The organism is Martelella alba, assembly GCF_005217455.1.
Lineage (GTDB): Bacteria > Pseudomonadota > Gammaproteobacteria > Enterobacterales > Enterobacteriaceae > Acerihabitans.
Map to the genome: position 1 here is coordinate 15,501 of NZ_SZPQ01000029.1, position 13,313 is coordinate 28,813.

Sequence of the window (13,313 nt, forward strand, 5' to 3'; positions counted from 1 at the left end):
CCGCCGCTGAAAAAAGCCGGGGATTAATCATGGGCGGCAATGGCGCATCTCGCCACGCGGCTCCAATCTAACATAAGAACCCCGTGGCTTCACGCCTTAGTTCCCCACCCGCATGGACCCGAACTGCGCCGACGTTTACGGCATTTTCCGCTAAGTGTAATCTGTAAAGTTTATCATGCAATCCCATAAAGGACACGATGGGAAATCATTGCGAGGGGGATCTCGCCTCGGTTGCGGCAAGGATGGCCGTTGCATAAAATACTGGATATCCGTTCAGTTTTTTTTGTGTCATAATTGTCCGTTTCCAGAGGGCCGAAACCTGCGCAGCCCTCAACCCTCATTTATTGGTGTCGGGATCTAGTTGAATGGATAAGATCGAAGTTCGTGGTGCTCGTACCCATAATCTGAAGAATATCAGTCTGGTTATTCCCCGCGATAAGCTCATCGTCATTACCGGTCTGTCCGGCTCAGGCAAATCGTCGCTGGCTTTCGATACCCTCTATGCCGAGGGTCAGCGGCGCTATGTGGAATCGCTTTCCGCCTACGCCCGCCAGTTCTTGTCTCTGATGGAAAAACCGGACGTCGATCATATTGAGGGATTATCGCCGGCCATTTCCATCGAACAGAAATCCACTTCGCACAATCCCCGCTCCACCGTGGGCACCATCACCGAAATTCACGACTACTTGCGACTGCTGTATGCCCGCGTCGGCGAGCCGCGTTGTCCCGATCATGATGTGCCGCTGGCGGCGCAGACCGTCAGCCAGATGGTGGATAATGTCCTGTCCCAGCCCGAAGGCAACCGCCTGATGCTCCTGGCGCCCATCGTCAAGGAACGCAAGGGCGAGCACAGCAAGACGCTGGAGAATCTGGCGACCCAGGGTTATATTCGCGCCCGCATCGACGGCGAAGTCTGCGACTTGTCCGATCCGCCCAAATTGGAACTGCAAAAGAAACACACGATCGAGGTGGTGGTGGATCGGTTCAAGGTTCGCGCGGACATGGCCCAGCGGCTGGCGGAATCCTTTGAAACCGCCCTTGCGCTGTCCGGCGGCAACGCCATCGTGGCGGATATGGACGATCCGCAGACGGAAGAATTGCTGTTTTCCGCTAATTTCGCCTGCCCTATTTGCGGCTATAGCATGCCGGAACTGGAGCCCCGGTTATTTTCTTTCAACAACCCGGCCGGAGCCTGTCCGGTGTGCGACGGTCTCGGCGTACAGCAGTATTTCGATCCGGAGCGGGTGGTGCAAAACCAGGATATTTCACTGGCCGGCGGCGCTATCCGCGGCTGGGACCGGCGTAACTTCTATTATTTCCAGATGCTGAAATCCCTGGCCGATCATTACAAATTCGATGTGGAAGCGCCGTTCAATGAACTGAGCAGCGTTATCCAGCAGAAAATTTTATACGGTTCCGGCAAGGAAACCATTGAGTTTCATTACATCAACGACCGCGGCGATAGCGCCACCCGCCGCCACCCTTTTGAAGGGGTTTTGCCCAACATGGAGCGCCGCTACAAAGAGACAGAATCGCCGGCGGTGCGCGAAGAGCTGGCCAAATACATCAGCAATCGGCCGTGCAACAGTTGCGGCGGCACCCGTTTGCGACGCGAAGCCCGCCATGTGTTTGTGGAAAACACCACCTTGCCAACCATTTCCGATATGAGCATCGGCCATGCCCTGGACTTTTTCGATGAGATGAAACTTTCCGGCCAACGGGCGAAAATCGCCGAAAAGGTCTTGAAGGAGATTCGCGATCGGTTGAAATTTTTGGTGAATGTCGGCCTGAATTATCTGTCTTTGGCCCGTTCAGCCGAAACCCTCTCCGGCGGCGAGGCGCAGCGTATCCGGCTGGCAAGCCAAATTGGCGCCGGTCTGGTGGGCGTCATGTATGTGCTGGACGAGCCGTCCATCGGCTTGCATCAACGCGATAATGAACGCCTATTGGAAACCCTGATTCATTTACGCAATCTGGGCAATACGGTTATCGTGGTGGAGCACGACGAAGATGCTATCCGGGCGGCGGACCATATTATCGATATCGGCCCCGGCGCCGGCGTGCATGGCGGCGAAATCGTCGCCGAAGGCACCGCCGAACAAATCATGCGCAACCCGGCGTCGCTTACCGGCCAGTTCTTGTCCGGCAAACGGGAAATCGCCATACCGCAACAACGCGTGCCGGCCGATCCCACCAAGGTATTGAAACTGATCGGCGCGCGCGGCAATAACCTCAAGGATGTGACCCTGACCCTCCCGGTGGGGTTGCTGACCTGCATTACCGGCGTATCAGGCTCCGGCAAGTCAACGCTGATTAACGATACGCTCTTTCCGGTGGCGCAACGTCAGTTAAACGGCGCGGCCGGCACGGATATCGCGCCTTACCGCGATATTCAGGGTCTGGAATATTTCGATAAAGTCATCGACATTGATCAAAGCCCCATCGGGCGGACGCCCCGCTCTAACCCCGCCACCTATACCGGCGTGTTCACCCCCATCCGGGAGCTGTTTGCCGGCGTGCCGGAATCCCGCGCCCGCGGCTATACGCCCGGACGTTTCAGTTTTAACGTGCGCGGCGGGCGCTGCGAAGCGTGCCAGGGCGACGGCGTCATCAAGGTGGAAATGCACTTTTTGCCGGATATTTATGTACCCTGCGATCAATGTAAGGGCCATCGCTACAATCGCGAAACCCTGGAAGTAAAATATAAGGGCAAAAATATCCATGAAGTGTTGGAAATGACCATTGAAGAGGCCCGGGACTTTTTCGATGCCGTACCGGCGCTCTCGCGCAAGTTGCAAACATTGATGGATGTCGGTTTGTCCTACATACGGTTAGGCCAATCCGCCACGACACTGTCCGGCGGCGAGGCGCAGCGGGTCAAACTGGCCCGCGAGCTATCGAAGCGCGGCACCGGCCAAACACTGTATATTCTGGATGAGCCCACCACCGGCCTGCATTTTGCCGATATTCAGCAATTGCTTGAAGTGCTGCACCAGTTGCGTGATCAGGGCAATACCATCGTGGTCATTGAGCATAATCTGGATGTGATCAAAACCGCCGACTGGATTGTCGATCTCGGCCCGGAAGGCGGCAGCGGCGGTGGAGAAATCTTGGTATCCGGCACCCCGGAAACCGTGGCGGGCCATGAGAGATCCCATACCGCCCGTTTCCTTCGGCCGATACTGGAGCGCAATCAGCACCCCGCCGCGAAAAAGGCCGGCTAACCCGGCTTGCGGCGACCGGATGATTGCCGGCCGCCGCCTCATTTGGTGACGTCACCGGCCTAAGGCGGTATCGTCGTAGGCCGCGTGATGAAAGTCAATTTCCCATTCCAACACTTGCCGGTAGAGTGCTGACAGGCGCCGCCGTTCTTCGGCCGACAGGGCCGACGCACACCGGTCAAGTTCTTCTTTGAGCCACCCGGCCTGGGCGTAAAACCCTGCTTCAGCGTGCATGACCACCCATTGACGAACATCCTGATCGGTCTGCTTCGCCGCATAGGCACGCCGGCACCAATGGTAATACATCCATTCCGCGCCGAACATCAAGGTCATAATCTCGGCATAGGTACCCTGGCATGCGGCATTCAGCATGCCGTCACGAAAGCGTATCACCGCCGGCAGGTTGCGCTGGACGTCGTCGGGATTGATTCCCCGTCGCGCCAGCACCCCCTCGAAATAGCCCATCTGCTCGTCCACCAGCGCAGTCAGTACCCCGACCAGCCAACGTTGCTGCTCAATACCGGGGGCTTTGCCCACCGCCTGCGCGAAAATACGAATGGCCGTCGCGACAAAATCGCCTTCAAACACCAGATAGCGATTGAATACTTGTGCGGATAACCGGTCCTGCTCAATATCGGTAACGAACCGATGCTGTTGCATTGTTTGCCAGGTTGCCGCATGGTCGGCCAATAACCGGTCACTGAAACCGTTCATTGTGCCTCCAGGGCCGGACGCGCCGCGTCCATGAAATGCCTGACCCGCGCCGGTTCCACTTCGTTCCACCATACACCCTCCCTTTTTAGCGCGCTGGCGACGATAACCCCCTGGGTACGGCTCAGGATTTGAGCGACATTCTCCGGCGTGACACCGGACCCAACCAGCAACGGCAAGGCCGTGGCCGACCGTATTTCTTCGATTTCTTCGTGCGTCGCGCTGTCGCCGGTACGTTGCCCGGTGGCAATAATCGCATCGGCCTGGAAAAAATCCACATCACGGGTCAGTTCTACGATGGACCGGTCGGCAACGATGGCGTGACTGCCATGCTTTACGTGACTGTCGGCGAACACCCGGATATGTTCCGCGCGTAACATGCTGCGATAGCGCAAGGCTTTGGCCGCCGCGCCTTCAATGAACCCTTCATTGGCGATATAGGCATTCGCCCATTGGTTGACCCGGATGAAATCCGCCCCGCCGGCCAGCGCCGTCGCCAGCGCGGGTAAAGCGGCGTTGGCCAGCACATTAATGCCAAGAGGGACGCCGAACTCAGTTTTAATACGATCCGTGATAACCGACATTAACGCCGCTGTTTCCGGGCCAAGATCGTCCGGCTTGGCGAATGGAATATCGCCATGATTTTCTATAATTAATCCGTGCACGCCCCCCTCGATATAGCTTTTGGCGTCAGATAAAGCACGTTCAAATATTTTACCAACGGGCTGGCCTTTATATTGCGGCGTGCCAGGAAAGGCCGCGCAATGTACAACACCGATCACCGTTTTTTTTCGAAAAAATATATCTTGTATTGCGCTAGGTTTTTCTGCTGATATAGAAGCCATCATGGTTCACCTTACTGGAAATTTGATAATGCACGTCTTCGTCGTGGGTAATATTGGTGTTGATCAAACTTTTCTTATAGATGATCTGCCAGAAAAAGGCGCGTCCATCCACGGCTGTAAAATAAACCAGGATCTGGGCGGCAAAGGAGCCAATCAAGCCATTATTCTGGCCCGCTGTGGAATTCCTACCACATTGATTGCCGCTTGCGGCAATGACGGCCCTGGCGACTGGTGCCGCAGAAGACTGGCCGAAGAAGCGCTAACGCTACGCCCCGAACAACCTGCGCCATACGCCACCGATACGTCGATTATTTTGAACAGCGCTGATGGCGATAATGCCATTATCACCACTACCACCGCCGCCGAAAATTTATCATTTGCACAGATCAAAACCGCATTAGCCCCTGCATTGCCTGGCGACATCGTATTACAGCAAGGGAATCTTCCCTACGATGTCACCCGCGCTGTCTTTGATTATGCCCACCATTCAGGTCTATTTACCGTCTTCAATCCCTCACCGGTCAAGGCGCCATTCGCTCAGCTCTGGCCGCTGGTGGATTTGGTGGTGGTCAATAGCGTCGAAGCGCGAATGTTCAGCCAAATGCCGGATGCCGCCAGCGCCGGACAACAGTTGCTGGCGGCCGGGAATGGCGCGGTGATCATCACCCTCGGTCGTGACGGCGCGATACTGTTCAATTCCCGGCGGGAAGAACATGTGCCCGCGGTCCCGTGCCGGGCGACGGACGCCACTGGCGCCGGGGATACCTTCCTGGCGACAATGCTGGCCTCCGCGCTGCGGCGGGGTGTTCCCGTCGATACCCTGGCCCTGCGCCATGCCGTCGCCGCCGCCGCCATGACCATTAGCCGCGCCGGCACATTACAGGCTTTTCCCTCGCGCCGGGAACTCGCCGCGCTACTGGAGAGCGCCTGAACCGGTGGCGGGCAGGCGGCATCCCTCAGGACACCCATAAGGCCGCCGCGCACCCTCCCTCTCCCCATTCTGGTTATTTGAACAGAGGCCTGAAGGTATCCACATTACTCTTAGTCACCACTGTGGCAGGCACCAGAATGTTTTTTTCCACCGTTTTGCCGGCGTTTACGGCATTCAGGGCTTTGAGCGCTTCCGATCCCATTTTTTCAGGATCTTGCTGTAAAACCGCCACCACATAGCCCTGATCGATACCCGTAATCGCCTGCGCGGTCAGATCCCAACCAAAAATTTTGATATCCTTCTGCCGTCCTTGGTTCACCACCGCGGCCATGGCGCCCAGCAACGCCGGTTCACCCGTGGCATAAATGGCCGTCATATCCGGATTGCCGGTAATCAGGTTTTCAGCGGCCGTCAGCGCGTCATCCTGTATATTGCGACCGTCCACCACATCGACGACTTTTATGCCTGAATGGGTCTTAATGACATCTTCGAACCCTTTTTGGCGCTGGTTTTGTATGGCGGAATTCAACGCGCCGACGATGCCGATCTTGGCCTTGCCGCCCATATTTTTCTTAACATAATCGTTAAAAAAATGGCCGAGAATCTGGCCGCCCTTGATATTATTCACGCCCACTTGCGCCTTTTGCGGGCCGGCCGGCAATACGGCATCAATGGCGATAACGGGGATGTGCGCATCGGCGGCTTCTTTGATAGCCGGCATAATACCGTTGACATCAATGGCATCCACCATGATGCCTTTAACGCCTTGCTGGATATAATTTTCAATGGCGTCATTTTGCGCAACCGGATTATCATTGGCATTGAATATCACCAAGGACTTTCCGCTTTCTTTGGCCGCCGCCTGAGCGCCTTTATTCATTAAATTGAAAAATAACGCCTGCTGATTAATCTGAACCAGGGCATAGGTAGGCGGCGCCTCCGCCGCTCTAGACACGCCAGTGAATAATGTCATTGCCGTTAGCGAGCACGTTAACGTGATCAAAAATTTTCTACCGGTGTTGAATAACATGGTGTTGTCCTCGTCAGAAAAATGCAAACAGGATGCAAATACGCGCTGAACCGTTAACATACACGGGTATCAGGGATAATGTCAGGCGGGACAAATATCAATAAGGCGAAATACGGTTACGACGCTTGTGGCCCGCATCGATTACGTGATTTCGTACTGTCTGACAGCGCCCTAGCTTGTCCATATCAGCTATTTGACGAACGCCATTAGCAGGTTCGGAAATATACGCTTATACTCGTCATACTCCGTGTTGCTTCTTTGTTGGCTACGCTTGCTTGCCGCCGCGATGCAACTCGGATTATGCAAAATATCTATTTGACATTGCGATTAGGCGGGCCTTTCTCACAGCGGCCGATCATGTGACATAATAAACGATCGGCCCAAGGAGACATTGCCGCTTTCGCAAGCCGAAATAGTGGCAGTATCACTTCCGCAATAACGTGACTCGGTAAACTGGATATTACAATTCATCGGCGCAGAGCATTTGTCAAGCATAAAATAGTGACTGCCATTGCATTTTCCTTCGGCCAATGGACAAAAAGACCTGTAACCGCCTGACGCAGATGTGATAACAATAAACCCGTGCGGAAAATTTTTGGTGATAACTATGGGTAAAAAGCGAGTGGTCCTCTCGGACGTGGCGAATCTGGCGGGTCTGTCAAAGGCGACCGTTTCACGTTATCTCAATAACAGTATCGTACTGCCGCAATCCACAGTGCAACGCATTGAGGAGGCTATCGCCCGGTTAGACTACCGGGCCAACAGCCTGGCGCGCCGACTAAGCAAAGGGGGCAGCGAAACCATCGGTCTGGTGCTGCCGGATATCACCAATCCGTTTTTCGCCGAACTGGCTGATGCCGCCGAGGAAGCCGCCTCCGAGCATCGCTATAGTCTGGTGCTCTGTATCACCCGCAACAATCCCGACAAGGAGCGGCAATTCATCCGCTGGCTCGATACCTGCCAGGTGGACGGTTTGTTGTTTACCACCAACCGGCCGGATAACGGTCTGTTGCGGGAGGAATTGGCCGACCATCAACGCGTCGTCTTGATTGACGAAGATGTTCCGGGCAGCCAGGTGCCGAAGGTATTTGTCGATAATGTTCAAGGCGGTATGCTCGCCACTCGCCAGTTGATCGCCGCCGGCCATCGCCGTATTGCTTTTGTCGGCGGCCCCGACGCGCTGATGAGCGTGCGTGAACGCTACCAGGGATTCAAGCAGGCCATGGATGCGGCGGGTCTGTCTTGCTCCAATGCGTGGATACTGTTTGGCGATTACAGTCGGGAATTCGGCCAGGCCGCGCTGCACCGCCTGCTGTCGCTGCCCGAGGCGCCCACCGCGGTTTTCGCCGCCAGCGACTATCTGGTGCTGGGTCTTCTGGACGGTCTCGGCCAGCGGGGGCTGTCGGCGCCAGAATCGCTATCGCTGGTCGGGTTCGATGATGCCAGCTATGCCGAGCTCATCACGCCGCGGTTATCCACCATACGTCAGCCGGCCCGGTTGCTGGGACGCACCGCCGTCGATATCATGATTAAGCTGCTCAACGGCCGGCAGGATGTCGAACTTGAGACCCGGATACCGGTGGAATGGATAAGCCGGGATTCCGTCCGTCGATACCCGCCGGCATAGCGCAATGCACCATAGCGGGTCGCCGGACGCACAAAAATGCGGCAATTTCTGTGCCGGCGATGCCCCTTGTCTTTGCGGCGTCCGATCTTTGACCCGTTCGAATTATGCCTTGTTTTCTCGGGATATTTTCTATAACGCGCCGACCGTTGGTGGTGAAGCCGTGCCGCATGGCATGAAAACTGCTTGATACCCAGCGGCGATACAAATATCCACGGGCGGTGGTATGGCGCTGTGGAGGGGCGGCAAGGCGTTTTCCGTTGTTTTGGTAAACCGGTTTACCTAGGAATGGCGAACCGAAAATCGCGGAACTCGCCTTGCTTGTCTACTGTCCCGCTGAGGGACGATACCCGCTTCATTTTCGATAATGGAGGCGATCAATGACCGGAACACCGAATTCACGTTCCCGAGTGGAGATGGTGGAGATTACCAAAACCTACGGCTCCATCCGTTCGCTGCGCGGCGTTAATCTGCGCTTGGCGCCGGGCGAGGTGTTGGGGTTGGTGGGCGACAATGGCGCCGGAAAATCCACGCTGACCAAAATTCTTTCCGGCGCGGTTACGCCCACCAGCGGCGCCATCCGTATCGATGGTCAGGAGAGGGCTTTCACATCGCCGGCGGATGCGCGGCATTGCCATATCGAGATGGTGTATCAGGACTTATCCCTTTGCGACACCGTCGATGTGGCCGGTAATCTTTTCATGGGCCGCGAACCTCAAACCCGTTTTTTAGGCATTCCGTTTCTTGATGAGAAAACCATGCATGCCCAGGCGCGGGAAATGCTAAAAGGGCTGGGTATTTCAATTCCGGATACGCGTTTGCTGGTGCGCAATCTCTCCGGCGGGCAGCGCCAGGCTATCGCCATCGCCCGCGCCGCCGCTTTCGAACCCAAAGTACTGATTATGGACGAGCCCACCGCGGCGCTGGCGGTGGCGGAAGTGGAAGCGGTGCTGGCGCTGATCAAACGCGTCAGCGCCCTTGGCGTCAGCGTAATCCTGATAACCCATCGCCTACAGGATCTTTTCCTGGTCTGCGATCGTATTATGGTGATGTACGAAGGCGCCAATGTGGCCGAAAGGGATGTCGCGAACACCAGCCTGGCGGAAATCGTCAACCTCATCGTCGGCCAGAAATTCGATGCCCATTCCGCCCGCGCCCATCAAGGGGGCAACGCATGAGTATCATTAACATGACCAATAACCGTATGATTCGGTCCACCTTGCCGCGCCGCGTGCTGCATAACCATTCCGGGGTGGTCAGTATCGCCTTATTTTGTTTTTTTTGCTGTGTGGTGTTCTCGCTCATTACCGATAATTTTCTGACCAGCGCCAATTGGCTGAATATTATCCGCCAGAGCGCGCCGTTGCTGATTGTCGCCACCGCCATGACCCTGGTGATCACCACCGGCGGCATTGACCTCTCGGTAGGCTCCACCCTGGCGCTGGTCGGCGCGCTCTCGGCCATCGCCCTGAATAATTGGGGCATACCCTGGCCGGTGGTATTGCTGGGCGGATTGATTCTGGGCGGACTGATAGGCTTACTCAACGGCTATTTTATCGCTTATGAAGGAATACCGGCGTTTATCGTTACCTTGGCGACGCTGGCGATAGTCCGCGGTGTCGCTTTATTGATAACCCAGGGATATTCCATCCCCATTCCGGCCGGCAATCCCTTTACCCAGCTAGGACGCGCCTGGGTCGCCGGATTGCCCTTGCCGGCGATTTTGGGAGTACTGGTCCTGGTTTGCGGGCATCTGCTGCTTAATAACACCCGGTTCGGCCGCTATGTCACCGCTATCGGCGCCAATAGCGAAGGCGTCAGGCGCGCCGGGGTCAATACCCGCGCCACGACATTATGGGTTTACATATTAAGCGGCAGTTGCGCCGCTTTGGCCGGCATGATTATCACCGCGCGGCTGGGCAGCGGATCATCCAATCAGGGCGAGGGCTTCGAGTTGCAAGTTATCGCCGCTGTCGTTCTCGGTAGCACCAGCCTGTTCGGCGGCTTCGGCACCATCATCGGCACCCTGTTGGGCGCCTTGTCCATCGCCGTGATCCAAAACGGATTGATTTTAGCGCACATTTCCCCGTTTTTTACGCAAATCGCCACCGGGACCATTATCCTGCTGGCTATCTGGCTTAATACGCGGATTTTCAACCCGGCACGACCGATGAAAGGATAATCGCCATGCAAAGTTCAATCTTCCGCCATGCCGATCCCCTGCCGGTGGGCGTCGACAACGGCCATGTCATGACGGTTCTCGGCCCGTTGCCGGTGGAAAGGATGGGCGTGACCCTGATGCACGAACATATTTTGCTGGATGCCGCCGGCAAATGGGTACCGCCTTGTTGCTGTAGCGAGCGCCATTTGGCGGAAATGCCGGTTCGCATGGAAAATCTCGGCGAGCTTTACATGAATCCCCTGGCCAGCCGCGATAATTGCCAGTTATTCGACCCGGAGACGGCCATTGAGGAATTAAATAAATACCGCGCCTTGGGCGGGGAAACCGTCGTGGATCCCACTAATATCGGCATCGGCCGCGACCCCCAGGCGCTTGCGCGTATTTCCCGTATGACCGGGCTGAATATCGTCATGGGTACCGGATTCTATCTCGAACCGTCCCACCCGGCCTATGTGAAGGTCCGTTCAGTGGAGCAACTGGCGGAACAGTTGATCTACGATGTGGGTGGCGCACGGGAAAAACCGGCAATCCTCGCCGGCCTGATTGGCGAAATCGGCATTTCCGCCGCCTTTACCGCCGATGAGGAAAAATCCTTGCGGGCGGCGGGCCGCGCCAGCGCCGCCACCGGCGTCCCGATTGAAGTCCATTTGCCGGGCTGGGAAAGACTGGGACACCGGGTACTGGATATTTTGCAGGAGGAAGGCGCTGATTTGCGGCATACGGTGCTGTGCCACATGAACCCCAGTTTCGCCGACGTGTCCTATCAGCACAGCCTGGCGCGCCGGGGCGCCTTTTTGGAATACGACATGATCGGCATGGGTTATTATTATGCCGATGAATCGGCGCAATCCCCATCCGACGAAGAGAACGCGCGGGCCATTATGGCATTGATCAATGCCGGATTTATTGCCCAGATCCTTTTATCGCAGGATGTGTTCCTCAAAACCATGCTAACCCGCTACGGCGGCCACGGCTATGGCTATATTTTGCGGCATTTCGTGCCGCGCCTGCGCCGTCACGGTATTACCGGCGAGCAATTGGAAACGCTCATGATCGAAAACCCCCGTCGGGTATTTCAACGACAACGGTGAACCCGCAAAAGGTATGTCGTATGCATGTAGTCGACGAAGTCATCGACCTGGCCCGGACGTTACTGGCTTTCAATACCCTTAATCCGCCCGGGGACGAAGCATTATGCATGACGTTTCTGGCGGACTTTCTCAAATCGCGCGGTTTCCAGGTCAAACTACACACGTTCGCCGAACGCCGATACAATCTTGTCGCCCATTTTGCCGGCAAGCGGAAAGAGGGCAAGCCGCTGGTTTTTACCGGCCATCTGGATACGGTTCCGCTAGGCGATGCCCCATGGCATCACGATCCTTTCGGCGGCGAGATTGCCGACGGCAAACTGTACGGGCGCGGCGCCAGCGATATGAAGGCGGCAGTGGCGGCATTTATCATCGCCTGCCAGCAACGGCGGAGCGACATCGAAACCGGGCCGGGGATAACACTGTTGTTGACCAGCGGCGAGGAAACCGGCTGTGACGGCGCGCGGGCGCTCATTGCGCAGTCCGCCATCGATTTGCCGACGGCGGGCGCGTTGATCGTCGGCGAACCCACCGCCAATTATCCGGTTATCGGTCATAAAGGCGCGTTATGGCTGCGCTGCGAAACACAGGGTAAAACGGCGCACGGCGCCATGCCGGAGCTGGGGGTCAACGCTATTTATCTGGCGGCCGACGCCATCGGTAAAATCCGCCTTTTTGATCCGGGCGCACCGCATCCGCTGATGAAAAAGCCCACCCTGAATGTCGGCGTCATTCATGGCGGATTGAATATCAATTCTGTGCCGGATCGCAGCTACTTTGATGTGGACATCCGTAGCGCGCCCAATTTGCGCCATTCGGAGATACGGCAACGACTGTCCGCCGCCCTGGGTGATCGCGTCGCCATGACGACCCTGGTGGATTTACCCGCCGTGCTGACGGACACGGATAACCAGTGGATCAAAGCCGTATTCGCTCGCTGCCAGCCTCTGCATGATGCGCCGCTGCAAGCCAGGGTGGTGCCCTATTTTACCGATGCGTCGTTATTGATACCGGCGCTTGGCGCGCCGCCCTGCATTATTCTCGGCCCGGGCGAACCCAACCAGGCGCACCAGACCGACGAATATTGCGAGGTGGACAAACTTTGCCGGTCGGTGGATCTCTATGGCGAACTGATCGGCGACTGGTCAGCGCGAAACCGGCGCTAAACGTGCCGGCAGTCGGCACGGCTTTCGTCCGCGCCGGCCTGGTAAGTGCGCTTGTCCGGCTTATCCCCCTTGCAGCGTGGCGATGATACGCCTGCCGCCGCCGTGCGTGCGGTGCTCTCCCAGCCAAATGCCCTGCCAGGTGCCCAACAATACCCGCCCGCCGCCGACAGGCAGCAACAACGAGGCGCCCAGCAATGATGATTTGATGTGGGCGGGCATATCGTCCGGTCCTTCATAATCATGTTGATATGGCGCATCTTCCGGCACATGGCGTAAGAAATGATTTTCCATATCGGCCCGAACGGTAGGATCGCAGTTTTCGTTCAAGGTCAGCGAGGCCGAGGTATGCTGCATAAACAAATGCAGGAATCCGGTCTTGATGGCGGCAAGATTTTCGAGCTGTCCCAGGATTTCATCGGTAACCAAATGAAAACCGCGCGGCCGGGCTTTTAAGATCAAGGTTTGTTGATACCACATGATTCACGCTCCTGTCCTCTCTGCTCATTATGTACTTG

At 56.5% G+C, this 13,313-nt stretch carries 11 protein-coding genes; 7 read left to right on the top strand and 4 right to left on the bottom strand.

Features of this window, described 5'->3' with window-relative positions; translation table 11 throughout:
• Positions 1-365 precede the first annotated feature (365 nt).
• Complete coding sequence (gene uvrA / locus FCN80_RS18035) at positions 366-3,224, top strand: excinuclease ABC subunit UvrA (RefSeq protein WP_136991558.1); 2,859 nt, start codon at positions 366-368, stop codon at positions 3,222-3,224.
• 51 nt (positions 3,225-3,275) lie between these two features.
• Here the strand turns inward: uvrA and FCN80_RS18040 are convergent, their stop codons facing one another.
• Positions 3,276-3,935, bottom strand: a complete 660-nt coding sequence (locus FCN80_RS18040) for a TenA family protein (RefSeq protein WP_136991559.1) — start codon at positions 3,933-3,935, stop codon at positions 3,276-3,278.
• A complete protein-coding gene (locus FCN80_RS18045; RefSeq protein ID WP_136991560.1) occupies positions 3,932-4,777 on the bottom strand; it encodes a BtpA family protein in 846 nt (281 codons plus the stop codon). Before FCN80_RS18045 ends, FCN80_RS18040 begins: the two co-directional genes overlap by 4 nt.
• Positions 4,778-4,805: 28 nt before the next feature.
• Between FCN80_RS18045 and FCN80_RS18050 the strand changes: the two genes are divergently transcribed.
• A complete protein-coding gene (locus tag FCN80_RS18050) occupies positions 4,806-5,708 on the top strand; it encodes a ribokinase (protein ID WP_136991561.1) in 903 nt (300 codons plus the stop codon).
• Between the two features lie 73 nt (positions 5,709-5,781).
• On the opposite strand, the gene FCN80_RS18055 is transcribed toward FCN80_RS18050, so the two are convergent.
• The gene (locus tag FCN80_RS18055; protein WP_136991562.1) at positions 5,782-6,738 is read right to left on the bottom strand and encodes an ABC transporter substrate-binding protein; all 957 of its coding nucleotides are present in this window, start codon (positions 6,736-6,738) and stop codon (positions 5,782-5,784) included.
• A gap of 607 nt (positions 6,739-7,345) precedes the next feature.
• Here FCN80_RS18055 and FCN80_RS18060 point away from each other — a divergent pair.
• The 5 genes from FCN80_RS18060 to FCN80_RS18080 all read left to right on the top strand — a co-directional run bounded on the left by FCN80_RS18060 (position 7,346) and on the right by FCN80_RS18080 (position 12,798).
• A complete protein-coding gene (locus FCN80_RS18060) occupies positions 7,346-8,365 on the top strand; it encodes a LacI family DNA-binding transcriptional regulator (protein WP_136991563.1) in 1,020 nt (339 codons plus the stop codon).
• Between the two features lie 377 nt (positions 8,366-8,742).
• A complete protein-coding gene (locus FCN80_RS18065; protein ID WP_230492762.1) occupies positions 8,743-9,540 on the top strand; it encodes an ATP-binding cassette domain-containing protein in 798 nt (265 codons plus the stop codon).
• 26 nt (positions 9,541-9,566) lie between these two features.
• Positions 9,567-10,544 carry an ABC transporter permease gene (locus tag FCN80_RS18070; RefSeq protein ID WP_230492767.1) on the top strand — a complete coding sequence of 326 codons (978 nt, stop codon included), beginning with the start codon at positions 9,567-9,569 and terminating at the stop codon, positions 10,542-10,544.
• Positions 10,545-10,549: 5 nt separating this feature from the next.
• Entirely contained in the window at positions 10,550-11,635 is a 1,086-nt protein-coding gene (locus FCN80_RS18075; RefSeq protein WP_136991565.1) for a phosphotriesterase family protein, read from the top strand.
• Between the two features lie 20 nt (positions 11,636-11,655).
• Positions 11,656-12,798 (top strand): M20 family metallopeptidase, encoded by a 1,143-nt coding sequence (locus FCN80_RS18080; RefSeq protein ID WP_136991566.1) that lies wholly within the window; start codon positions 11,656-11,658, stop codon positions 12,796-12,798.
• A gap of 60 nt (positions 12,799-12,858) precedes the next feature.
• Here the strand turns inward: FCN80_RS18080 and FCN80_RS18085 are convergent, their stop codons facing one another.
• Positions 12,859-13,275 (bottom strand): secondary thiamine-phosphate synthase enzyme YjbQ, encoded by a 417-nt coding sequence (locus FCN80_RS18085; RefSeq protein ID WP_136991567.1) that lies wholly within the window; start codon positions 13,273-13,275, stop codon positions 12,859-12,861.
• Positions 13,276-13,313 lie beyond the last annotated feature (38 nt).

Coding starts and splice junctions, on each gene's coding strand:
- uvrA (WP_136991558.1), top strand. CDS start 366: ATGGATAAGATCGAAGTTCGTGGTGCTCGTACCCATAATCTGAAGAAT.
- FCN80_RS18040 (WP_136991559.1), bottom strand. CDS start 3,935: ATGAACGGTTTCAGTGACCGGTTATTGGCCGACCATGCGGCAACCTGG.
- FCN80_RS18045 (WP_136991560.1), bottom strand. CDS start 4,777: ATGGCTTCTATATCAGCAGAAAAACCTAGCGCAATACAAGATATATTT.
- FCN80_RS18050 (WP_136991561.1), top strand. CDS start 4,806: ATGCACGTCTTCGTCGTGGGTAATATTGGTGTTGATCAAACTTTTCTT.
- FCN80_RS18055 (WP_136991562.1), bottom strand. CDS start 6,738: ATGTTATTCAACACCGGTAGAAAATTTTTGATCACGTTAACGTGCTCG.
- FCN80_RS18060 (WP_136991563.1), top strand. CDS start 7,346: ATGGGTAAAAAGCGAGTGGTCCTCTCGGACGTGGCGAATCTGGCGGGT.
- FCN80_RS18065 (WP_230492762.1), top strand. CDS start 8,743: ATGACCGGAACACCGAATTCACGTTCCCGAGTGGAGATGGTGGAGATT.
- FCN80_RS18070 (WP_230492767.1), top strand. CDS start 9,567: ATGATTCGGTCCACCTTGCCGCGCCGCGTGCTGCATAACCATTCCGGG.
- FCN80_RS18075 (WP_136991565.1), top strand. CDS start 10,550: ATGCAAAGTTCAATCTTCCGCCATGCCGATCCCCTGCCGGTGGGCGTC.
- FCN80_RS18080 (WP_136991566.1), top strand. CDS start 11,656: ATGCATGTAGTCGACGAAGTCATCGACCTGGCCCGGACGTTACTGGCT.
- FCN80_RS18085 (WP_136991567.1), bottom strand. CDS start 13,275: ATGTGGTATCAACAAACCTTGATCTTAAAAGCCCGGCCGCGCGGTTTT.